The sequence below is a fragment of the Allobosea sp. NPDC055353 genome, from assembly GCF_053644975.1.
The window spans coordinates 1-20,572 of record NZ_JBSHMC010000003.1 but is presented as its reverse complement, the minus strand read 5'-3'; the positions used below and the strand labels follow the sequence as shown (position 1 = coordinate 20,572).

Annotated in this window: 17 protein-coding genes; 7 read left to right on the top strand and 10 right to left on the bottom strand. The window is 67.3% G+C overall.

Translation table 11 applies throughout. From position 1 onward, the window contains the following. The first annotated feature begins 80 nt into the window (after window positions 1-80). From ACWIEX_RS20645 to olsB, 3 genes are all read left to right on the top strand, one after another. Window positions 81-1,619, top strand: coding sequence for a YifB family Mg chelatase-like AAA ATPase (locus ACWIEX_RS20645; RefSeq protein WP_454034839.1), 1,539 nt, complete (start codon window positions 81-83; stop codon window positions 1,617-1,619). A 93-nt stretch (window positions 1,620-1,712) separates the two neighbouring features. Then, window positions 1,713-3,806, top strand: a complete 2,094-nt coding sequence (locus tag ACWIEX_RS20640; protein WP_454034838.1) for an ATP-binding protein — start codon at window positions 1,713-1,715, stop codon at window positions 3,804-3,806. A 180-nt stretch (window positions 3,807-3,986) separates the two neighbouring features. Then, window positions 3,987-4,859: a l-ornithine N(alpha)-acyltransferase gene (olsB, locus tag ACWIEX_RS20635; protein ID WP_454035258.1), complete on the top strand. Its 873-nt coding sequence runs from the start codon at window positions 3,987-3,989 to the stop codon at window positions 4,857-4,859. Here olsB and ACWIEX_RS20630 read toward each other — a convergent pair whose 3' ends face one another. Genes ACWIEX_RS20630 through ACWIEX_RS20620 form a run of 3 tightly spaced genes read right to left on the bottom strand, consistent with a single transcriptional unit; the run spans window position 4,860 to window position 7,551 of the window. Next, on the bottom strand, window positions 4,860-5,726 hold the full coding sequence (locus tag ACWIEX_RS20630) for an SDR family oxidoreductase (protein ID WP_454034837.1): 867 nt from the start codon (window positions 5,724-5,726) through the stop codon (window positions 4,860-4,862). Continuing rightward, window positions 5,723-6,862 carry a tRNA epoxyqueuosine(34) reductase QueG gene (gene queG / locus ACWIEX_RS20625; RefSeq protein ID WP_454034836.1) on the bottom strand — a complete coding sequence of 380 codons (1,140 nt, stop codon included), beginning with the start codon at window positions 6,860-6,862 and terminating at the stop codon, window positions 5,723-5,725. The genes ACWIEX_RS20630 and queG overlap by 4 nt, the downstream gene beginning before the upstream one ends. Continuing rightward, window positions 6,859-7,551 (bottom strand): glutathione S-transferase family protein, encoded by a 693-nt coding sequence (locus ACWIEX_RS20620; RefSeq protein WP_454034835.1) that lies wholly within the window; start codon window positions 7,549-7,551, stop codon window positions 6,859-6,861. The genes queG and ACWIEX_RS20620 overlap by 4 nt, the downstream gene beginning before the upstream one ends. 257 nt (window positions 7,552-7,808) lie before the next feature. Here ACWIEX_RS20620 and ACWIEX_RS20615 point away from each other — a divergent pair, with 257 nt between their 5' ends. Further along, window positions 7,809-8,606, top strand: coding sequence for an undecaprenyl-diphosphate phosphatase (locus ACWIEX_RS20615; protein ID WP_454034834.1), 798 nt, complete (start codon window positions 7,809-7,811; stop codon window positions 8,604-8,606). 112 nt (window positions 8,607-8,718) lie between these two features. Here ACWIEX_RS20615 and ACWIEX_RS20610 read toward each other — a convergent pair whose 3' ends face one another. Continuing rightward, the gene (locus ACWIEX_RS20610; RefSeq protein ID WP_454034833.1) at window positions 8,719-10,449 is read right to left on the bottom strand and encodes an MFS transporter; all 1,731 of its coding nucleotides are present in this window, start codon (window positions 10,447-10,449) and stop codon (window positions 8,719-8,721) included. A 79-nt stretch (window positions 10,450-10,528) separates the two neighbouring features. Beyond that, window positions 10,529-11,437 (bottom strand): protein-methionine-sulfoxide reductase heme-binding subunit MsrQ, encoded by a 909-nt coding sequence (locus tag ACWIEX_RS20605; RefSeq protein ID WP_454034832.1) that lies wholly within the window; start codon window positions 11,435-11,437, stop codon window positions 10,529-10,531. Between the two features lie 98 nt (window positions 11,438-11,535). Between ACWIEX_RS20605 and ACWIEX_RS20600 the strand changes: the two genes are divergently transcribed. Continuing rightward, window positions 11,536-12,150, top strand: coding sequence for an HAD family hydrolase (locus ACWIEX_RS20600; RefSeq protein ID WP_454034831.1), 615 nt, complete (start codon window positions 11,536-11,538; stop codon window positions 12,148-12,150). 33 nt (window positions 12,151-12,183) lie between these two features. Here the strand turns inward: ACWIEX_RS20600 and ACWIEX_RS20595 are convergent, their stop codons facing one another. Together ACWIEX_RS20595 and ACWIEX_RS20590 are read right to left on the bottom strand one after the other, a co-directional pair. Further along, on the bottom strand, window positions 12,184-13,311 hold the full coding sequence (locus tag ACWIEX_RS20595) for a saccharopine dehydrogenase family protein (RefSeq protein ID WP_454034830.1): 1,128 nt from the start codon (window positions 13,309-13,311) through the stop codon (window positions 12,184-12,186). A 181-nt stretch (window positions 13,312-13,492) separates the two neighbouring features. Next, a complete protein-coding gene (locus ACWIEX_RS20590) occupies window positions 13,493-13,936 on the bottom strand; it encodes an Lrp/AsnC family transcriptional regulator (RefSeq protein ID WP_454034829.1) in 444 nt (147 codons plus the stop codon). A 241-nt stretch (window positions 13,937-14,177) separates the two neighbouring features. On the opposite strand from ACWIEX_RS20590, the gene ACWIEX_RS20585 reads away from it, so the two are divergent. After that, window positions 14,178-14,660, top strand: coding sequence for a hypothetical protein (locus ACWIEX_RS20585; protein ID WP_454034828.1), 483 nt, complete (start codon window positions 14,178-14,180; stop codon window positions 14,658-14,660). Window positions 14,661-14,918: 258 nt separating this feature from the next. Here the strand turns inward: ACWIEX_RS20585 and ACWIEX_RS20580 are convergent, their stop codons facing one another. The 3 genes from ACWIEX_RS20580 to ilvD all read right to left on the bottom strand — a co-directional run bounded on the left by ACWIEX_RS20580 (window position 14,919) and on the right by ilvD (window position 19,205). Continuing rightward, window positions 14,919-15,854, bottom strand: a complete 936-nt coding sequence (locus ACWIEX_RS20580) for a hypothetical protein (protein WP_454034827.1) — start codon at window positions 15,852-15,854, stop codon at window positions 14,919-14,921. A 69-nt stretch (window positions 15,855-15,923) separates the two neighbouring features. Continuing rightward, a complete protein-coding gene (locus ACWIEX_RS20575; protein WP_454034826.1) occupies window positions 15,924-17,030 on the bottom strand; it encodes an HPP family protein in 1,107 nt (368 codons plus the stop codon). 333 nt (window positions 17,031-17,363) lie between these two features. Continuing rightward, on the bottom strand, window positions 17,364-19,205 hold the full coding sequence (gene ilvD / locus ACWIEX_RS20570) for a dihydroxy-acid dehydratase (protein ID WP_454034825.1): 1,842 nt from the start codon (window positions 19,203-19,205) through the stop codon (window positions 17,364-17,366). Between the two features lie 201 nt (window positions 19,206-19,406). Between ilvD and ACWIEX_RS20565 the strand changes: the two genes are divergently transcribed. Further along, entirely contained in the window at window positions 19,407-20,273 is an 867-nt protein-coding gene (locus tag ACWIEX_RS20565; RefSeq protein WP_454034824.1) for a LysR substrate-binding domain-containing protein, read from the top strand. Window positions 20,274-20,572 lie beyond the last annotated feature (299 nt).

The window sequence follows — 20,572 nt, the reverse complement described above, 5'->3', positions numbered from 1 at the left end:
CTGTTGAGTTCCTGATATGTTCTTGCGTTGCCGCCGAAGCTTCGCTAGCCTTCCCATGCGGTAAGGGAGCGGGGCGCAAGATGGTGGCGCGAGTCGCGACGGTGGCGTTCGAGGGCATCGAGGCGCGCGCCGTCGACGTTCAGGTCCAGGTCGCGCCGGGCGGCGTCGCCTTCGTGCTGGTCGGGCTGCCCGACAAGGCCGTTGCCGAAAGCCGCGAGCGGGTCCGCGCCGCGCTCCTCGCCTCGGGGCTTGCGCTGCCGGCCAAGCGTGTCACCGTCAATCTCGCCCCGGCCGACCTGCCCAAGGAGGGCAGCCACTACGATCTGCCGATCGCGCTCGCCGTCATGGCCGCGATCGGGGCGATCCCCGCCGATGCCCTGTCCGGCTACGTGGTCCTCGGCGAACTCGCGCTCGACGGCTCGACCACCCCCGTTGCGGGTGTCCTGCCAGCCGCGATCGCAGCTTATGCCAAGGGGCAGGGGCTGATCTGCCCGGCGGGGTCCGGCCCGGAGGCGGCCTGGGCGGCGGCCGATATCGACATCCTGGCGCCGCGTTCGCTGATCCAGCTCGCCAATCATTTCAAGGGCACGCAGGTCATGGCCCGGCCCGAACCGGCGGTCGCGCGCCAGGCCGGTCCCTTGCCGGACCTCGCCGACGTCAAGGGCCAGGAAAGCGCAAGGCGCGTGCTCGAGATCGCGGCGGCGGGCGGGCATAATCTCCTGATGAACGGGCCCCCCGGAGCCGGCAAGTCGATGCTGGCGAGCCGCCTGCCCTCGATCCTGCCGCCGCTCTCGCCGCGCGAATTGCTCGAGGTCTCGATGGTCCTGTCCGTTGCCGGCAAGCTCGCCGACGGTGCCCTGACCGACCGGCGGCCCTTCCGGGCTCCGCACCATTCGGCCTCGATGGCCGCGCTCGTCGGCGGCGGTTTGCAGGCCCGGCCGGGGGAAGTCTCGCTCGCCCATCACGGCGTGCTCTTCCTCGACGAACTGCCGGAATTCCAGCCGCAGGCGCTCGATGCCCTGCGCCAGCCGATGGAGACCGGCGACGTCCTGATCTCCCGCGCCAATCACCGCGTCGTCTACCCCGCGCGCTTCCAGCTCGTCGCCGCGATGAACCCGTGCCGTTGCGGCCGGGCGACCGAGCCCGGCTTCGCCTGTCGGCGCCAGCCGAACGACCGCTGCATGGCCCAATATCAGGCGCGCGTGTCCGGTCCGCTGCTCGACCGGATCGACATTGCGATCGATGTGCCTGCGGTGACGGCGGCAGACCTCATTCGCCCTGCCGCAGGCGAGAGCTCGGCGACGGTCGCGGCGCGCGTCGGTGCGGCCCGCCGGCTTCAGGCGGCGCGCTTCGAGAGCCTCGGCTTCGGTCACGTCATGACCAATGCCGCCTGTCCCGTGCCGGTGATCGAGGAGGTTGCGCGGCCGGACAATGCCGGGCTCGCGCTGCTGCGGGATGCGGCGGAGGCGCTGCGCTTGACGGCGCGCGCCTATCATCGCGTGCTGAAGGTTGCCCGTACCCTCGCCGATCTCGATGAGGAGGCGAAGGTCGGCCGGCGCCATCTGGCCGAAGCCTTGTCCTACCGGGCGCGCGGGGAGGACCTCGTTCAGGCCGCCTGAGGCGGCAGGGTTAACCGATCCTCCCACGCGACCGGTCGAATTCGCACTATTCGCAGGCGGCTTTTTCAAGGCGAACTGCGTAGATCGAAGGGCATGGCTTCTTCGATCTGGTCATGGTTCGCCCTTGCCTTCGCGGCTTTGCTTCTCCCGGTTGCGGGCGTCGTGCTGTGGCTGCTGCGCCAGCGCGGTGACCTCCGCCGGCAGGTGGCCTCGCTCGCCCATGATGCCGAGGCTCTCAACGACCGGCTCTGGAATCTCGCCGATAGCGAGGAACGCTATCGCAGCCTGATCGAAGCCCAGGGCGACCTGATCGTCCGGCGCGACGGCGCGCGGATCGTTTATGCCAACCGGGCCTACGCCGCCTTGTTCGGGGCCGGGGAGCAGGATCTCGTCGGCAGCCGGATGCTGCTGCCGCAGCTCGCCAGTCGCCCGCTCGTGCTGCTGGAAGGCGGCGCCCGCAGCTTCGACGAATGCCTCGCGACCTATGAGGGCGAGCGCTGGATCTCCTGGATCGAGACCGTCGTTCCCGGGCCTGACGGGCGTACGCTGATCCAGCGCGTCGGCCGCGACATCTCGGCGCGCATTGCCGGCGAGGATGCGCTGGTCGAGGCGCGGGCCCGCGCCGAGGCGGCGAACGAGGCGAAGTCGCGCTTCCTGGCGACCGTCAGCCACGAATTCCGCACGCCGCTCAACGGCATTCTCGGCATGGCCGATCTTCTCACCGATACAGGCCCCGATGCGGAGCAGGCGACCTACGTGGCGGCGCTGCGCACCTCCGGCGAGGCCTTGCTCGCGTTGGTCGACGACATCCTCGATTTCGCCAAGGTCGAGGCCGGCAAGCTCGAACTGGTCGAGGAACCCTTCGATCCGGCCCAGCTCGTCGAGACCGTCGCGGAACTGATGGCGCCGCGCGCGCAGGCCAAGGGCATCGAGCTCGCAGCCCATGTCGCGCCCGACTTCCCGGCAAGGCTTGTCGGCGATCGCGACCGGTTGCGCCAGGTCCTGCTGAACCTCGTCGGCAATGCCGTGAAGTTCACGGAAGCCGGCGGCGTGGGCTTGAGCATGGCCTGCAGCGATGATCGCCTGGAGATCGCCGTCGCCGATACCGGGCCGGGCATCCCGGCCGACCGGCTCGATACCATCTTCGGCGAGTTCGAGCAGCTCGACCCTGGCATCGACGCCCGGCAGACGGGCACCGGCCTTGGGCTCGCGATCGTTCGCCGCCTCGCGCGCCTGATGGGAGGCGAGGTGCGGGCCGAAAGTCGATTGGGCGAGGGCGCGACCTTTCGTGTCACCCTGCCGCTGGTCGCGGCAACCGATGCGCCGGAGGCACGGATTCCGCACTGGCCGGGGCAGCATGTCCTGCTGGTCTCGCCGGCTCCCTTCGCCGCGCGCTTCCTGGCCGAAACGATCCGGGCGACCGGTGCCTCCGTCTCCATCGCCGGCACGGCGGAGGCTGCGCGCGTCAAGCTCGCCGGGGACATGCCGGTCACGGCGGTGCTGGTCGACCATGCACTCGGCGATGAGCCGGCCAAGCAGCTCGCGGCTGCGGTTGCGACGGCGGGCATTCGTGATTGCCTGATCCTGCTCTCGCCCCATGCGCGCCGGCAGTTCGGGTCGCCGCAGGCGGCGGGCTTCTCCGCATTCCTGATCAAGCCGGTCCGGACGCGCTCTCTCTATGAGCGCCTGGGCACCGGGCTTCCGCCTGGCTCGGCAGCGATCGGCGAGGCGCCGGTGCCGGCGTCGACGTCCGCGCGCCTGCCGGGTGCGGGTCTGACGGTGCTGGTCGCTGAAGACAACGAGATCAACGCCCTGCTCGCGACGCGCACGTTGGAGCGTTTCGGTTGCACGGCAATCTGGGCGCGTGACGGGGGCGAGGCCTTGAAGCGGGTGGAGGCCAGCTTTGCCGGCACGGCGCCGCCTTTGGCGCTCGCCTTGCTCGATGTCCGGATGCCGGTGATGACCGGGCTCGATTGCGCCCGCGCCATCCGTGCCCTGGAACGACGGCTCGGCCGAGCCGCGACGCTGCCTTTGGTAGCGGTCACGGCCAATGTCTCGGCGGCCGACCGGGCTGCGGCCTTTGCTGCCGGAATGGATGATTGCCTGGCGAAACCATTGGAGCGCGAGGCCCTGCTGCGCTGGCTGGAGCGCCTGTCCCAGAACGCGGCCGGCAGCCTGAGCGCTTGACGGCCGTCATCGCTCCGACGCAGTTTCGTCGCGAAGTTGTAAGATCATCGGAGCAAGCCTACCTCATGCCGGTAGCGGCAGGAGATGAGAAAAGCGATGGCACTGCACGTTTCTGGAAGCAAGAACGCGCTGCCTGGCCGGTCGTCAGCCGGCAATCCGTTCTCGCGATTCGCGCCGTCGATGCTGATGAGGGGCGGAGCCATGCGCCGTGCCGGTGACGGGGTCGATGAGACGCCGCCGCTGTCGGGCACGCTCGGCCGGCTCGGCTCGCTCGAGGTTCGGCTGGCGCGGGGCCCGCGCGAGATCTGGCGGGCGCAGCGCCTGCGCTATCGCGTCTTCTATCAGGAGATGTCGGCCAAGCCGGACGTGATCTCGCGCATGTTCCGCCGCGATGCCGATCGCTTCGACAAGGCCTGCGACCATCTCCTCGTCATCGATCATGCCGCGCGCGGCCGCTTCGGTGGCATCAAGCCCAAGGTGGTCGGCACCTACCGTTTGATGCGCCAGAGCGCGGCCGAGCGGCTTGGCGGATTCTATACGCAAGGCGAGTTCGATCTCGGCCCGATGCTGGCGCGCCATCCCGGCCAGCGCTTCCTCGAGCTCGGCCGTTCCTGCGTCCTGAAGCCCTATCGCACCAAGCGGACGGTGGAGCTGCTCTGGTCCGGTATCTGGGCCTATCTGCAGCATCACCGCATCGATGCGATGTTTGGCTGCGCCTCCTTCGACGGCACCGATCCCGATGCGCTGGCGCTGCCACTGAGCTTCCTGCACCATCAGGCCCGCTCGGAAGGCGACTGGGCCGCGATCGCGCATGCCGAGCATTTTGTCGGCATGGACCGCCTGCCGCCGGAGATGGTCGACGTCAAGCTCGCCCTCAAGCAGCTGCCGCCCCTGATCAAGGGTTATCTGCGCATCGGTGCCCGCTTCGGCACCGGCGCCGTCATCGACCACCAGTTCGGCACGACCGACGTGCTCGTCGTGCTGCCGGTCTCGGCGATCGACAAGCGTTATGCCGACTATTACGGGGGCGAGACGCCGCGCCGCGCCGCCTGACTATTCGCCGGCTTCGGCGAGGGCGCGCAGCGCTTCGCGATAGGTCGGGTAGCGGAAGGCATAACCCAGTTCCCGCTTCACCAGCGCGTTCGAGACGCGCTTGCTCTCGCCATAAAAGCTCGCCGCCATCGGGGATAGCTTGGCCTGCTCGAAGGGGATTTCCGGTGGTGGCTCAAGGCCTGCCAGCTCGGCTGCGAAGGTGATGACGTCCTGCGGCGGGCCGGGCTCGTCGTCGGTGACGTTGTAGACCGCCCCCTGGCGCGGCTGCGCCAGCGAAGCCATCAGCACGCCGGCGATGTCGTCGACATGGATGCGGTTGAACACCTGTCCCGACTTGATCAAGCGGTTCGCCGTGCCGCTGCGCAGCTTGGTGATGGCGTTGCGGCCGGGGCCGTAGATGCCCGACAGCCGGAAGATCTGCACCGGCTTGCCGCTGTCGCGCCCGAGCTGCAGCCAGGCCTCCTCGATCGCGACGCGCTGGCGCGTGCGGGCATTGGTCGGCGCCGGCGGCGTGGCTTCGTCGATCCAGGCGCCGCCCTGGTCGCCATAGACGCCGATCGTCGAGAGATAGCCGATCCAGCGCAGGTTCGGTGCCGCCATGAGCGCTGCGCGCAAGGGGCCGAGCGCCGGGTCGCCGTCCTCGGCCGGCTGCACCGAGACCAGCACGGCATCGGCCTCCGCCACGGCCCTGGCCAGCGCCGACGAGACCGCGAAGCCACCGAAGACCAACGTCCGGATGCCTTCGCGGCTGAGCTCGGCCGCCCTCTCGGCCGAGCGGACGGTGCCGGTGACCTCCCAGCCCCGCGCCAGCGCGGCGCGCGCGAAGAACCCGGCGGAATAGCCGAGGCCGAGGATCAGGATGTTCATGCGGCGTCTTCCGTCCGGGGCGTGAGCGCGAGCCATTCGGCGCGCACCTGCGGGTCAGTTTCGTTGTCGAGCCCTGCTGTGGCGAGCCCTCTGGCGCGGTCGGCATCGAGCCTTCCCGAAGCCCAGACCGCCATGGCGCGGACCAGCGGCGAGGGATCGGCGAGATGCGCCAGGGCGCTGTCGATCAGCTCGGCCCGGCCGCTATTGCCGATCGCGATCTGCACATTGCGCAGGAATCGGTCGCGCCCGGTGCGCTTGACCGGCGTGCCCGCGAAGAGCGTGCGGAAGGCGGGATCGTCGAGCCGGGAAAGCGAAGCAAGGTCGAGCCCGTCGAGCTCGTCCTTGAGCGCGAGCCGTGTTTCCTGCGCGGCGGCGGCGAACTTGTTCCAGGGGCAAACCGCGAGGCAATCGTCGCAGCCGAAGACGCGGTTGCCGATGCCGGGCCGCAAGGCAGCGTCGATATGGCCTGCGTGCTCGATCGTGAGATAGGCGATGCAGCGGCGCGCATCGAGCTGGTAGGGCGCCGGGAAGGCGTCGGTCGGGCAGATGTCGAGGCAGCGCCGGCAGGAGCCGCAATGGTCGCGCTCGGCCGCATCCGCCGGCAGTTCGGCCGTCGTGTAGATCGCCCCCAACAGCAGCCACGAACCGTGTTCGCGCGAGACCAGCACGGTATGCTTGCCTTGCCAGCCGAGCCCCGCCGCCTGCGCCAGCGGCTTCTCCATGACGGGGGCGGTATCGACGAAGACCTTGACGTCGGCGCCGCCGCGCGCCGCGAGCAGCCCCGCGACGCTCTTGAGCTTGCCCTTGATGACGTCGTGATAGTCGCGCCGTCTCGCATAGAGCGAGATCGCCGCCTTGTCGGGCTGGGCGAGCATCGCGAGCGGATCGCCTTCGCCGGCATAGTTCATGCCGAGCATGACGACGGAGCGGACCTCACTCCAGAGCTGGCGCGGATCGGCGCGTTGTTCGCGCCGATCCTCCATCCAGCCCATCTCGCCCTGGTAGCCCTTGGCGAGCCAGGCTTCGAGCCGGCCTGGCGCCTGCGGGATCGCATCGGCCCCGGCGACGCGCATCACCGCGAAACCTTCGTCGCGCGCCCGATCAGCGACGGCGCGCTTCAGCTTCTCGGCCTTCAAAAATCCAGATTGTCGTAATGGGCGCTCGGAGCCATGCCGGGTATGCGGTCGCTCAGAAGCGGCCGGAAGCTCGGTCTCGACTTGATCCTCGCATACCATGCGCGAGCCGCCTCATCCTCTTCCCAGGGCACGTCGCCGAGATAGTCGACGCAGGACAGATGCGCCGCTGCCGCGAGATCGGCATAGCTCATCTGGGCGCCCGCGAGCCAGTTCCGCTTGGCCAGCAGCCAGGAGATATAGCGCAGATGATAGCGCACATTGGCGCGCGCTGCGCGGATCGTGCTCATATCGGGCGAACCGCCGCCATCGTCGCGGCTCATGAACCGCTTCATCACCTTTTCCAGCACGAGCGGGCCGGTGATCTCCTCATGAAACTTGAGGTTGAACCAGTCGAGCAGGCGGCGCACCTCGACACGCTCGCCAGGCCCTTCCGGCAGCAGGCGGCGATCGCCGAGCGCAAGTCCTCGCGTCTCGTCGAGATATTCCGCGATCGGCCCGGCACCGGGAACGGCGAGGCCATTCTGCTCCTGGAAGACGGGTGTCGTGCCCGCGGTATTGAGCTCGATGAACTCCCGTCGGCGCTCCCAGACGCGTTCCTCGACCAGCTCGGCCTCCATGCCGAACTCGCTGAGCGCGAGGCGGATGAAACGCGAATGCGGGCATAGCGGGTAATGATACAGGGTCGCCATGGCACTCATGAGCACTGTGAAGCAGGTGAAATGCGACGGAAGCAGGGCCGCCGGGCTTGCAGCGACCCGATAGGCGACGGCGGCTTGCTATAATCACGCCGGAAAAACGCCACAACCCGCGGCGATGCCGAAGCCCGCAATTTGCCGATGCTGCTTCGCGAAGTGGTAACCAATTTGCAAAGAGCTGGGCGTAAGCCGGCGGAAGGCTGGTGCAGACGAACGTCCGTGCCGCCTGATTCGCGCGAGGAAAGCCTTCCATGCACAACCTGATCGAAGCCTTCGTCCTCGGCATCGTCGAGGGCCTGACCGAGTTCCTGCCGGTCTCCTCGACCGGGCACCTGCTCCTGCTCGGCCATTTCCTCGGCTTCGAATCCAACGGCAAGACCTTCGAGGTTCTGGTCCAGCTCGGCGCGATCCTGGCGATCACGCTGGTCTATTTCCGCCGCCTGCTCGATATCGCCTTGCGCATCCCCAGCGACCCTTCGGCTCGCCGCTTCGTCATCGGCGTGCTCATCGCCTTCCTGCCGGCGGCGGTGATCGGCGCATTGCTGCACGGCTTCATCAAGACCGTGCTGTTCAATCCCTTCATCGTCTGCTGCACGCTGATCGCCGGCGGCCTGATCCTGCTCGTCGTCGACGAGCTGGAATTGCAGGAGAAGCACAGCGACGCCACCACCTTCCCGCTGCCGATGTATTTCAAGATCGGTCTGATCCAGTGCCTGGCGATGGTGCCCGGCGTCTCGCGCTCGGGCTCGACCATCGTCGGTGCGATGCTGCTCGGCGCCAGCAAGCGCGCGGCGGCCGAGTTCTCCTTCTTCCTGGCGATGCCGACCATGGCCGGCGCCTTCGCCTACGATCTGCTGAAGAGCTACAAGTTCCTCACCTTCGACGACGGCGTCATGATCGGCGTCGGTTTCGTCGCCGCCTTCATCTCGGCGCTGGTCGTGGTGCGCAGCTTCCTTGATTTCGTCTCGAAGCGCGGCTTCGCGCCCTTCGCCTGGTGGCGCATCATCGTCGGCATGGTCGGCCTGGCCGGCCTCTGGATCGTCGGCTGAGCGCGCAACGCTTTCCCGTCATTGCGAGCGTAGCGAAGCAATCCAGGGGCGGCAGAGCTCGACGTCTCCCTGGATTGCTTCGTCGCTACGCTCCTCGCAATGACGAGTTGCCTCAGGCAGGCCGCGCCGGGTCGTTGAGCGAGTCGGCGAGCGTCGGCGTCCGGCTCGGCGTGAGTTGCGGCAGCGAGGCCGTCTGCCGTTCGATCATGCGGTGGACCACCGGCGGGTTCGGGCCGCTATGCAGCGCGCGGACCTGCTCGCCGATCTCGGCATCGGCCTGGGTGACGCGCTGGTTCTGCCGGACATATTCGACCCAGGTCGGGCTGTCATAGCGCTCGATCCACAGCGTCGGATCGGTCAGGTCGCGCAGCAACGTCCAGTGCCTTGCGCCGTCGCGGCGCCGGATGCGCCGGCGCTCCGCCATCGCGGTCAGGAAGGCGACGACGTCCTCGGGCTTGATGATGTATTCGATGGTGACGATGACCGGGCCCGAGCGCGGTTCGATATCGACCGCGACCTTGGGCTCGCGCCAGCGGCTGAGCGGGTCGAGGTTAAGGGCCTCGAGCGGCGGCAGGCGATAGCGCAGACCGAGTGCGGCGCCGACCAGCAGGATCGCCGCCGACATCAGGAGGGCCTTCTCGACGCCGAAATGCAGCGCCGAGCGGCCCCAGGCCCAGCTGCCCATCGCCATGCCGCCGAAGGTCGCCATCTGGTACATCGCCAGCGCCCGGCCGACGACCCAGCGCGGCGCCGAGAGCTGCACCGTGGCGTTGAAGGTGGAAAGCGCCAGAACCCAGCACGCGCCGCAGACGCACAGGCCCGCCATCGCCAGCCAGATCGTCTTGCTGAAGGCGATCAGCGTGACGCCGCAGGCATAGGCGATGAAGGTCGAGCGGACGAGCGCTTCCGTGCTCATCGCCCGGCGCAGGCGTGCGCTCATGAAGGCGCCGGCCACGGCACCGGCGCCGAAGGCGCCGAGCAGCACGCCATAGGTCAGCGGGCCGCCGCGCACGAGATCGCGCGCGATCAATGGCAGCAGCGCCAGGCCGACGATGGCGCCGAAGCCGTAGACGAAGGCGCGCAGCGTGACGGTCCGGATATTCGGGGACATCGCGACATAGCGGATGCCCGCACTCATTGCGATGAACAATGTCTCGCGCGGCAGCAGGCGCTCGACCTTCGGCGGCGACCAGCGCGCCAGCACGATCAAGAGCGGGATATAGCTGAAGGCGTTGATGATGAAGGCGGCGACAGCACCGGCCGCCGCGACGATCGCGCCGCCGATCGCGGGACCTACGCTGCGAGCGATGTTGAAGGCGACGCTGTTGAGCGTCACCGCGGCCGGCACGTCGCGGCGCGGGACCATGTCGCCCACCGAGGACTGCCAGGCCGGGTTGTTCAGCGCCGTCCCGCAGCCGATCAGGAAGGTGAAGGTCAGCAGCAGCCAGGGCGTGATCAGGCCGAACCAGGCGCAGACCGCCAGCCCGATCGAGACCGTCAGCATGAAGACCTGCGCGGTCAGCAGGATCTTGCGTCGGTCGTAATTGTCGGCGATGGCCCCGGCCGCCAGCGAGAACAGCATCACCGGCAAGGTCGTCGAGGCCTGGACCAGCGCCACCATCTCGGCCGAGGGCGAGATCGAGGCCATCATCCAGGAGGCGCCGACCGCCTGGACCAGGCCGCCGAAATTCGAGACCAGGCTGGCGAACCAGACGGCGCGGAAGATCGGCTGCTGCAGCGGGACGAAGGGCGAGACCCGCGCCTGGGTAGGCTTGATGCCCTCCGAGGCGAGCTCGGCTTCTACGACATCGGCCGTGGGCTGGGCGTGCGGGTCGTCAGGCATGTCACAGGGTTAGAGCATGAGTGCTGGAGGGGGAAACCCTTTCCATCTGGAAGATGTCGAAACTTGGAAAGTTTTTCTCTCACGCCGCCGGAGCGGGCGCGCTCTGACGAGCCTGCCGCGGCGGGCGGGCTTTTCGAGCACGCAAGCCATGGCCGAGAGCTACCGCGAGGCCCGCGAGCACGACCCAATGCGCCGGCCGGATCGAGGCATAGTCCTGATAGGTCAGGATGTCGGCATTGGCCTGCAAGACCAGCCAGGCCGAGACCCCGGAGGTCGCCGCATACCAGCCCGCTTCCAGCCCGGCCGTGAGCAGCCCCGCCAGCAGTGACACGCCTGCGAGCACCGGCACCGAGACCGGCAGCTTCCAGCGGTACAGGCCGCGATAGAGCAGGAGCAGCAGGAACAGCCCGCTCATCAGCACCGGCTCGGTGACGTCGATCTTCGATTGCAGCGCGAAATGCAGCAGGGCCAGCACCGCGATCGGATAGACGAGATTGTGCAGGCGCTGCCAGTTCTTGCCGAGTCGGCGGATCATGCCGTCGGTCGAGGTCACGCCCTGCGCAACGAGGCCGATGAGCGCGACGAAGCCGATGGTCAGGTAGAAGCGCTTGACGATCTCGGAGACGATCAGTCCCCAGTCGAAGGCCATGTCGATGCAGTAGAGCGCGAGATGGCCGAGCGCATAGGCCATGACGCCAAGGCCGAGCATGCGACGGATGCCGATCAGCTTGCCCCAGTCGAACAGGCGCCGGAACGGCGAGACCGCGAGGGTGACGATGAGGATCCTGACCGTCCAGGTCCCGATCTGGTGGATCGCCTGCGTCCAGGGCTTGGAGCCGAGCTGGTGCATCCAGGCGGCGTAGAGCAGCATGAGTGCCGGCACGAGGAGCAGAGCGAAGGCCGCAGCCCGCAGGCCGGAGAACCGGCCCTGCCGGTCGGTCCAGGGCAGCCAGGTTCGTAAGGCGGTATTCGTGGTGCGGGTGCTCATGACCCCGGCATAAACGATGGGGTCGGCTGCTGTCCTGCACGTCTGGACACAAGCGCGTGAATGGTTTGTCCTGCCGGCCCTTTCAACCGGGTTTGGCCATGGCTTCTAGCACTCCCACCGTCGTCTTCGATGTCGGCAATGTCCTGCTGCGCTGGGATGCGCGGCTGATCTATCGCGCGCTGATCCCGGAGGCGGAGCGGCTCGACTGGTTCATGCAGAACATCTGCACCGGCGACTGGAATCTGGAGCAGGATCGCGGCCGGAGCTGGGAGGAGGGCGTCGCGCTTCTGGTGAAACAGCATCCGGAATGGGAGCGCGAGATCCGAGCCTTCGACGAGAGCTGGCACGACAGCGTGCCCCATGCCATCGCCGATAGCGTCGCCGTGCTGGAGGAGCTGAAGGGGCAGGGCGAGAAGGTCTATGCCATCACCAATTTCTCGCGCGAGAAATGGGCCGAATGCCTGATCCGCTTCCCGTTCCTGCAGAGCTTCGACGGCGTCGTCGTCTCCGCCCATGAGCGGATGCTGAAGCCGGAGCGCGCGATCTACGAGGTGCTGTTCGATCGCTATGGCCTGACGGCCGGGGACTGCATCTTCGTCGACGACAGCGAGAAGAACGTGGTGGGGGCCCGCGCCGCCGGCATGCGGGCCGTCCATTTCGTCGAGCCCATCGACCTGCGCGCCGAATTGCGCGGCCTGGGCGTCAGGCTCTGACCGGCAGAGCCTGACTTGTGAGGGCGCGGGCGTTCAGGCCGCGCTCTTGATCGCGACGCTCGGCACGAGGCCGGCGGCATCGACGCCGCGGGCTTCGCCGACCAGCCGGGCACCGGCCTTGGTCGCGAGGAAATCGGCGAGCACGGCGTCTTCCTGGCGCACGAAGCCTTTGGCGGGCAGCTTGCCGGCGAGGAAGAGTTCGACCATCGCGACGCAGCCGGCGGCGGTGGTGAGCTGGATCGCGCCGAGATCGTCATTGCCGTCATAGCGCAGCACGACGCTCTCCTCCTCGAGGCGGCCGTTGCGCTCGCCGACGCCGGTCACGAAGATCACCACCACGTCCTTGCGGGTGAAGGGCGCGGAGTGGGTGAGGATGCGGCGCAACGTCTCGCGATCGTCGGCGAGATCGAGGTCACGCAGCAGGAGCTTCATGATCTCGGCATGGCCGGGATAGCGCAGCGTCTTGTAGCTCATGTTGCGGACCTTGCCGGCGAGCGTCTCGGTCAGCGTGCCGAGGCCGCCCGAGGTGTTGAAGGCCTCGTAGGCGACGCCGTCGATCATCACGCTCTCGATGCCTTCGAGCGCCGGCACCAGGGTCGGCTGGCCGTCGAAGACGATCTCGCAGGGGTTGCAGTATTCGTTGATCAGGCCGTCGACCGACCAGGTCACGTTGTAGCGCAGCGCATTGGTCGGATAGAGCGGCAGCGCGCCGACGCGCATCTTGATGGCGCGGACATTCTCGAAGCGCGCGGCCATGTCGGCGCCGAGGATGCAGATGAAGCCCGGGGCCAGGCCGCATTGCGGGACGAGCGCGACATCGGAGGTCTCGCCGAGTTCCTTGATATAGGCAGTGGTCGCGACGTCCTCGGTCAGGTCGAAATAATGGGTCTTGGTCTCGGCCGCGACCTTGGCGATGCCCTTGTTCAGGAAATAGGGGCAGGCGCTGACGACGATGTCGCGGTCTTTCAGGAAGACGCGCAGCGCATCGAGATTGGAAGCATCGACGGTCTCGGTGGCGAAACGGCCCCCTGCGGCGTGCTTGAGCTGCGCCGCGGAAGCGTCGGCCAGCGTCACCTGATGGCCCTGCTCGGCCAGCATGCCGGCGATGATGACGCCGATCTGGCCGGCGCCGAGCACGGCAATGCGCTTCTGGATGGTCATGTCGCGATCTCCTGGTTGGGTGTCGGGTCGGCCAGGAGCCTCCCCCTCGACGCGGATCATCGCCGCAAGCCGGGCGGGCTTTAACGGGCGGATCGTCGGAGGAGTGCGTTATGATGGTGCAATTCGATGGGATATGGCCGAATGCGATGGGAAATCCCGCCTTCCGCCGGCGCCGACGCTCTCAGCGTTCGAATTTTCGGGCCAGAATCACGGAGGAGGTCGTCCGACGCACGCCTTCCATCTCGGCGATCCAGTCGATGATCGTGTCGAGGTCGCTGGAGGTCTCGCATTCGATCTTGACGCTGAGATCGAAATGCCCGCTCAGCGTGTGGCATTGCACGATTTCCGGGCGTTTTTTCAACGCCGCGACCACGCCGCCCTGCTGTTTCATCTCCAGCTCAATCAGGATCAGTGCCGCGATCGTGGTCGCCGGCCGGTTCGCCTTGCCGAGGATCGTGGTGTAGCCGGCGATCACCCCGTCGCGTTCGAGCCGGCTGAGGCGCCCTTGCGCCGTCGCCCGGGAGACGCCGAGCTGCTTGGCGATCTCGGACAGCGGCAAGCGGGCATTCTCGGTGAGAATGCGAATGAGCTCGCGGTCCTTTGCGGCGTCTGACGGCCGTGCCATGTCGTCTCCAGCGGTTCGGCGGCCCGTCATATAGCAGGGAAATGCCGGGATATCGCAAGGGGCGCGTGCTACACCGCGAGGGTCGAGCGCCGTCGATCGACGCCTGGGCATGAAAAGCCTGCCCGAAAAGGAACATCTTGTGGTCCGAAGCATTGCTCACGCGCCGGAGGGGACTTGCTTCGGGGCGCAAATCGGAGTGGCATGCCGACCGGCGGCAACACGCTTTGCCATGGAGAACGCCATGTTCAGGACTCTCATTCTCGCATCCGCATCGGCCTTCGCGCTCGTTTCCTTCTCCGTGGCGCCCGCCTCGGCGCTGACGATGAAGGAATGCAGCGTCAAGTATCAGGACGCCAAGAAGGCCAATACGCTGAAGGGCCAGAAGTGGAACGACTTCCGCAAGGCCGAGTGCGGCGACGACGACGCCGCTGACGACGAGGCAGCCGCTGCCATGCCGGCCGAGCCGGCGAAGCCTGCCGCTTCCGCCATGCCGGCCGGGTCGGCTGCCAAGCCCGCGGCGATGCCGGCGGGCAAGGCCAAGGCCGCGATCTTCCCGAAGGCGGTTTCGCAGAAATATTCGAGCGAGACCGCTGGCAAGGCGCGCCTCAAGACCTGTGTCGATCAGTACAACGCCAACAAGGCGACCAATGCCAATGGCGATCTCAAGTGGATCGAGAAGGGCGGCGGCTACTGGAGCCAGTGCAACACCAAGCTGAAGAGCTGATCTTCCGCAGGCGACAGTTTCCGGAACGTCGCGCCGTGAGGCGCGGCGTTTCTCGTTCATAGGGTTCGTTAAGGGAAACGCTTTGTCATTCCGGACAAGCCGCGCGAGCGGCGCCGATCCGGAACCCACGACTGGGTGAGACATTCCATGCCGCGTTCGGGCCGCTCACCCGGTCGTGGGTTCCGGGTTCTTCGCTATGCGAAGCCCCGGAATGACAAGGTGGGGTTTAAAGTCGCTGCGATCAGGTGGGAGCATCGCTCAAAGCGATTGCGAGGGACGCGTCCCCGGGTCGGTCGGCCGGCTCGGCGCCGGATTGCCGGGCCGCTGCCCCTTGCCGATCATCTCGCCGCGGGTGCGGATGACATGCGCGGTGACCACCTCCTGCACCCTCTTTTCGGCGGCTTCACGCACGGCGTTGCGATTGGTCGGCCGGCCGTCCTCGGTTTCGATCAGCTCGATCGTGGCCGTGGTCAGGGCGTCGACATCGCCCTTGCAGAAGATCATGGCGGCCTTGGCGACGACCTCTGCCTTCTCGTCCGTGAGCAGCATCGGCGCGCCCTCGCGGCCGATGCAGGCCAGCATCTTGCTGCGGATCAGATCGCGTGTCTTCTCCAGCAGGGCCTTCTTCTCGGCCCGCGCCGCGCGCTCCTTCTCCGTGGCTTCCGGTGTCTGGGCCCTGACGGGCGCGCCGGGGGAGACCGGGCCGCGGACATTGGCGCTCTGCTTCACGCATTCGACCAGCGCCGGCAGCATCTCGCCGGTCGAGGTCAGCGCGAAGGTATAGCGCGCGTCATTGGCGACCAGCTCGAGATAGCGCCCCTGCCGGAAAGCATTAATCAGGGTGGACTGCGCCGGCATGGCGATCGTGACAAGCGTCGGCGACTTGATGCTGGCGGTCACCTCGATGGTCGAGCTGCGGTCGAAGACGAGCCGTAGCTTCAGCGTCTCGCCGGTTCTCAGCTTCCATTCGGGCTTCGAAAAGCCGAGCAGCCAGGAGAATTGCGCGGTCACCGAGGTCAGCATCGTCACCCCGCTCTTGTAGCGGGCGCTGACGGCGCAATGCGAGAAGGCGCCGGTCTGGTCATTGGTGAAGGTGCCGCCCGACCAGTTGCCGACGACGATCTTGCCGAAAGGGCCTGCGGCTGCCGCCGGCAGCGACAGAAGGCAGCTCAGGGCGACGATCGCAGCCCGCATCAGGATTCCTCCGTTGATATCCCGCCACAAGGCTAGAGCAGGATGGCAGCCGGGGGAAACCCGCTTTTTTCAGGCCGCTTCACGCCGGAGCGGTCGCAGCAGCATCGCCAGCAGATCGCTCTGGCTGACGAGCCCGACCAGACGCTCGCCGTCATCCACGACGATGACGGCGTGATGGCTGCCATCGGTGAGGGCGGCGATGAGATCGACGGCCGGCTCGTCGGGGCGCGCGATCACCGCAGGGGACATCACGTCGCGGACGCGCAGGCCCGGATGGGCCAGCTCACGCAGGCCGACCGTGCCGAGCAGCCGGTTCTCGCGGTCGACGACGGGCAGGGTGCGGATCGCATGGTCGAGCAGCAAACGGCGGGCGGTCTCGATATCGTCGTGCTGGTCGACGCGAACGAGATCGCGGGACATGATGTCGGCGCAGCGCGGCAGCTCGCGCTTGCGCGCCAGCGCGTGGAGTTCGACGCGCCGGAGCAGCCGGTCGAGATCCTCGCGGTCGATGTCGAAGGCCTCTCCGACATCGCTCAGTGCGGCGTCGATATCGTCCTCGTTGAAGCCGACGCGCTGGCCGGAGGGCGGGTCCTTCGTGCCGTGGGTGTTCGCCGGTGCTGGCGCGCGATGCGGATAGCTATGGCTGGAGAAGCGGTGGAACGCCACGCCGAGCAGGGTCAGCACGAGCGCGTTGAGCCCGACAGGGACGAAGGCGAAGCCGAGCCCGTAGGCCGCGACGGCGGGGCCGCCGAGCGCGGCGGTCAGGGCGGCCGCTCCACCCGGCGGGTGCAGGCAGCGCAAAAGCGACATCGCCGCGATCGCAAGCGCCACCGCGCAGCCAGCCGCCACCGCGGGCTCCGGCACATAGCGGCTGACGAGAAGGCCGATCAGGGCGGAGACGGTATTGCCGCCGACGATAGGCCAGGGCTGCGCCAGAGGGCTCGACGGGATCGCGAAGAGGAGCAGCGCGGAAGCGCCCATCGGCGCGACGAGAAGCGGCAGGTGCGGGTCGTTGCCGAGCAGCAGGCTGCAGATCAGCCCGGTCGCGCCGACGCAGACGAGCGCACCAAGGCAGGAGACCAGGCGGTCGCGCCAGGTCGCACCGGCCAGGATCGGCACGAAGAACCGGAAGCGCGAGCGCTGGCTCAGGGGAGAAGGAGGGGAAGTGGAACTCATGACGGCCGATTGGGCTGCTCAAATATAGTGCAGGCTCAATAGGCGGATCGCGATTGCCGGGGCAACGCCATTCTGTCGTCGCGCCGGCTGTTTTTCTGCAAAAGGCAGAAACGTCTTTTCGAGCCGCGCGATTGGGGAATTTCGATCTAGGGACCTTTCATAGTTCCCGGAACCACGGAGTCATCCCGGGCGACCGGAGGGAGACCCGGGATCCATGCCGGAGGGCTTCCGAAGAAGGTTCAGGAATGGATCCCGGATCTCCGCTTCGCTGCGTCCGGGATGACACGCGTTTTCAAAAAAGTTGGGTGCCCTGGCAGGGCAACCAACTCGACGTCAATCGACGACGCGCACCGCGCCCTTGGCTGCGCTCGTCGTCGTCGCGGCATAGGCCTTCAGCGCAGTGGTGACCTTGCGCTTGCGCGGCGAGGCCGGCTTCCAGGCATCCTTGCCCTTCTCCTCCATCGCGGCGCGGCGACGTGCCAGCTCCTCGTCGGAAACCTTAAGCGAGATGCTGCGGTTCGGGATGTCGATCGCGATGATGTCGCCGCTCTCGACGAGGCCGATTGCGCCACCTTCCGCCGCTTCCGGCGAGACATGGCCGATCGAGAGGCCGGAGGAGCCGCCCGAGAAGCGCCCGTCGGTGATGAGCGCGCAGGCTTTGCCCAGGCCCTTCGATTTCAGATAGCTCGTCGGATAGAGCATTTCCTGCATGCCCGGCCCGCCGCGCGGCCCCTCGTAGCGGATCAGCACGATATCGCCTTCCTTGACCTTGCGGTTGAGGATGCCCTCGACCGCCGCGTCCTGGCTCTCGAAAATCACGGCCGGGCCGGAGAATTTCAGGATCGAGGCGTCGACGCCCGCCGTCTTCACGATGCAGCCGTCGAGCGCGATATTGCCGGAGAGCACGGCCAAGCCGCCATCCTTGGAATAGGCATGCTCGGCGCTGCGGATGACGCCTTTCTCGCGGTCGGCGTCGAGTTCGGCGAAGCGCCGATCCTGGCTGAAGGCGGTCTGGGTCGGCACACCGCCGGGCGCGGCGCTATAGAAGGAGCGCACGGCCTCACTCTCGGTCTGCGTGATGTCCCAGCGCGCCAGCGCGTCCGCCATCGTCGTGCTGTGCACGGTCGGCAGCGTGGTGTCGATCAGGCCGGCGCGGTCGAGCTCGCCGAGGATCGCCATGATGCCGCCGGCGCGATGCACGTCTTCCATATGAACGTCGGCAACGGCGGGCGCGACCTTGCAGAGCACGGGCACGCGGCGCGAGAGCCGGTCGATATCGGCCATGGTGAAGTCGATCTCGGCCTCGTGCGCTGCGGCCAGCAGATGCAGCACCGTGTTGGTCGAGCCGCCCATGGCGATGTCGAGCGTCATCGCGTTCTCGAACGCCTTGAACGAGCCGACTTGGCGCGGCAGCACGCTTTCGTCGTCCTGCTCGTAATAGCGGCGGGCGAGGTCGACGATCAGGTGGCCGGCCTCGACGAAGAGGCGCTTCCGGTCGGCATGGGTGGCGAGCGTCGAGCCGTTGCCCGGCAACGCGAGGCCGAGCGCCTCGGTCAGGCAGTTCATCGAATTGGCGGTGAACATGCCAGAGCAGGAGCCGCAGGTCGGGCAGGCCGAGCGCTCGATCACGTCGACCTCGGCGTCGGTGTACTTGTCGTCGGCCGCCGCGATCATCGCATCGACCAGATCGACCTTCTTCAGCACGCCCTCGGCGATGAACTTGCCGGCCTCCATCGGGCCGCCCGAGACGAACACGGTCGGGATGTTCAGCCGCATCGAGGCCATCAGCATGCCGGGCGTGATCTTGTCACAGTTGGAGATGCAGACCATCGCGTCGGCGCAATGGGCGTTGACCATGTATTCGACGCTGTCGGCGATCAGCTCGCGCGAGGGCAGGCTGTAGAGCATGCCGTCATGGCCCATGGCGATGCCGTCATCGACCGCGATCGTGTTGAACTCCTTGGCAACGCCGCCGGCCTTCTCGATCTCGCGCGCCACGAGCTGGCCGAGGTCCTGAAGATGGACATGGCCCGGCACGAACTGGGTGAAGGAGTTGACTACCGCGATGATCGGCTTGCCGAAATCGCTGTCCTTCATGCCGGTGGCGCGCCACAGGCCGCGGGCGCCGGCCATGTTGCGGCCATGGGTGGAGGTGGCGGATCTCAAGCGAGGCATTGTCTGGCGTCTCCGGTCTCGGGCTCGGATTTGTCCCGTTGGGCGACACGCTATCGTCCGTACGCCCTGCGGCAAAATTGAATTCTTCGATTTCCATGATCGGTGCCGCGCATGGCAGCTCCCGTCCCCGCCTACAGGACAGATCGTTTCCGAATTGCCATAACGGTTCGCTCGATGGCTACGAGGTGAGGGCGTCGCACCATGCTGCGCAATATCGACGTCGATCTGCTGCGTAGCTTCGTCACGGTCGCGGAGCTGAAGAGCTTCACGCGCGCCGCGGCAGCCTTGTTCCGTAGCCAGTCGACCGTCAGCACCCAGATCCGTCGCCTTGAGGAGCTGGCCGGCCAGACGCTGCTGCAGCGCTCGCCCCACGAGGTTCTCCTCACGCGCGCGGGCGAACAGTTCCTTGGCTATGCTCGCCGCATCGTCGCGCTGCACGACGAGGCGCTCGACGTCATCAATGCCCAGAGCGTCAGCGGCCGGGTCCGGCTCGCGGTGATGGATGATTATGCGACCATCGTCCTGCCGGAGACGCTGGCGCGCTTCGCCCGTTCGCACCCGGAGGTCGAGCTCGAGGTCACGACGGGTTTCACGCGCGATCTCCTGAACAGCCTCGGCGAGGAGTTCGATCTCGTGCTCGCGACCCAGAAGGCGGGGGACGGGCGCGGCGAGGTCCTGCGCAAGGAGCAGACGGCCTGGGCCTGCTCGGACCGTATCGCCTTCACGTTGGAGGAGCCCTTGCAGCTTGCCCTGCTCAAGGCGCCCAACATGTTTCGTGAATGGGCGCTCGCGGCATTGAACGAGACCGGCCTGGGCTGGCGCATCCTGTTCTCGTCTTCGAGCATCGGTGCCGTCGAGGCGATGGCGGCCTCGGGCGTGGCCCTCACCGTGGTCAAGGCAGGTACAGCCCGTCCCGGTTTGCAGTTGCTGGGGGCAGAGTATGGCCTGCCGGCGCTGCCGGCCTCGGAGATCGCGCTGCATCTGGCGCCGGGCCGTGCTTCGGCTGCCGTGGCGGCTCTCAGCACCTTCCTGGCAGAAGCCCTGAGCGACGCCGCTTCTCAGCCCTGAAGACCCGCCATTTTCCGGCCTCTGGCAGTCATCCGGAATGGACGTGGATGGCCCGGGCTGAGGACCGGCGGCCAAAAGGGTTCTCGGAGAACCCCTCTCCATGGGTCGAAGACCGCGACTTTCGTCTAAGTCCTTGGAATAATGACAGAACCCATTTTTGTCGAAAAACTTTCAAAATGCGCGTTGACAGGAGAAAGGGGTCCCGCCTATAAACCGGCCATCGAGACGGCGCCGCCGCTGAGCGGCGCCTCTTCTGCGCTTCCTTAGGACGCTGGGGCTTAGGCCGGTTCGCCGGACGG

What these genes read in the sequence shown, in the direction of transcription:
- ACWIEX_RS20645 (WP_454034839.1), top strand. Translation starts at nt 81, where the DNA reads ATGGTGGCGCGAGTCGCGACGGTGGCGTTCGAGGGCATCGAGGCGCGC.
- ACWIEX_RS20640 (WP_454034838.1), top strand. Translation starts at nt 1,713, where the DNA reads ATGGCTTCTTCGATCTGGTCATGGTTCGCCCTTGCCTTCGCGGCTTTG.
- olsB (WP_454035258.1), top strand. Translation starts at nt 3,987, where the DNA reads ATGCTGATGAGGGGCGGAGCCATGCGCCGTGCCGGTGACGGGGTCGAT.
- ACWIEX_RS20630 (WP_454034837.1), bottom strand. Translation starts at nt 5,726, where the DNA reads ATGAACATCCTGATCCTCGGCCTCGGCTATTCCGCCGGGTTCTTCGCG.
- ACWIEX_RS20620 (WP_454034835.1), bottom strand. Translation starts at nt 7,551, where the DNA reads ATGGCGACCCTGTATCATTACCCGCTATGCCCGCATTCGCGTTTCATC.
- ACWIEX_RS20615 (WP_454034834.1), top strand. Translation starts at nt 7,809, where the DNA reads ATGCACAACCTGATCGAAGCCTTCGTCCTCGGCATCGTCGAGGGCCTG.
- ACWIEX_RS20610 (WP_454034833.1), bottom strand. Translation starts at nt 10,449, where the DNA reads ATGCCTGACGACCCGCACGCCCAGCCCACGGCCGATGTCGTAGAAGCC.
- ACWIEX_RS20605 (WP_454034832.1), bottom strand. Translation starts at nt 11,437, where the DNA reads ATGAGCACCCGCACCACGAATACCGCCTTACGAACCTGGCTGCCCTGG.
- ACWIEX_RS20600 (WP_454034831.1), top strand. Translation starts at nt 11,536, where the DNA reads ATGGCTTCTAGCACTCCCACCGTCGTCTTCGATGTCGGCAATGTCCTG.
- ACWIEX_RS20595 (WP_454034830.1), bottom strand. Translation starts at nt 13,311, where the DNA reads ATGACCATCCAGAAGCGCATTGCCGTGCTCGGCGCCGGCCAGATCGGC.
- ACWIEX_RS20590 (WP_454034829.1), bottom strand. Translation starts at nt 13,936, where the DNA reads ATGGCACGGCCGTCAGACGCCGCAAAGGACCGCGAGCTCATTCGCATT.
- ACWIEX_RS20585 (WP_454034828.1), top strand. Translation starts at nt 14,178, where the DNA reads ATGTTCAGGACTCTCATTCTCGCATCCGCATCGGCCTTCGCGCTCGTT.
- ACWIEX_RS20580 (WP_454034827.1), bottom strand. Translation starts at nt 15,854, where the DNA reads ATGCGGGCTGCGATCGTCGCCCTGAGCTGCCTTCTGTCGCTGCCGGCG.
- ACWIEX_RS20575 (WP_454034826.1), bottom strand. Translation starts at nt 17,030, where the DNA reads ATGAGTTCCACTTCCCCTCCTTCTCCCCTGAGCCAGCGCTCGCGCTTC.
- ilvD (WP_454034825.1), bottom strand. Translation starts at nt 19,205, where the DNA reads ATGCCTCGCTTGAGATCCGCCACCTCCACCCATGGCCGCAACATGGCC.
- ACWIEX_RS20565 (WP_454034824.1), top strand. Translation starts at nt 19,407, where the DNA reads ATGCTGCGCAATATCGACGTCGATCTGCTGCGTAGCTTCGTCACGGTC.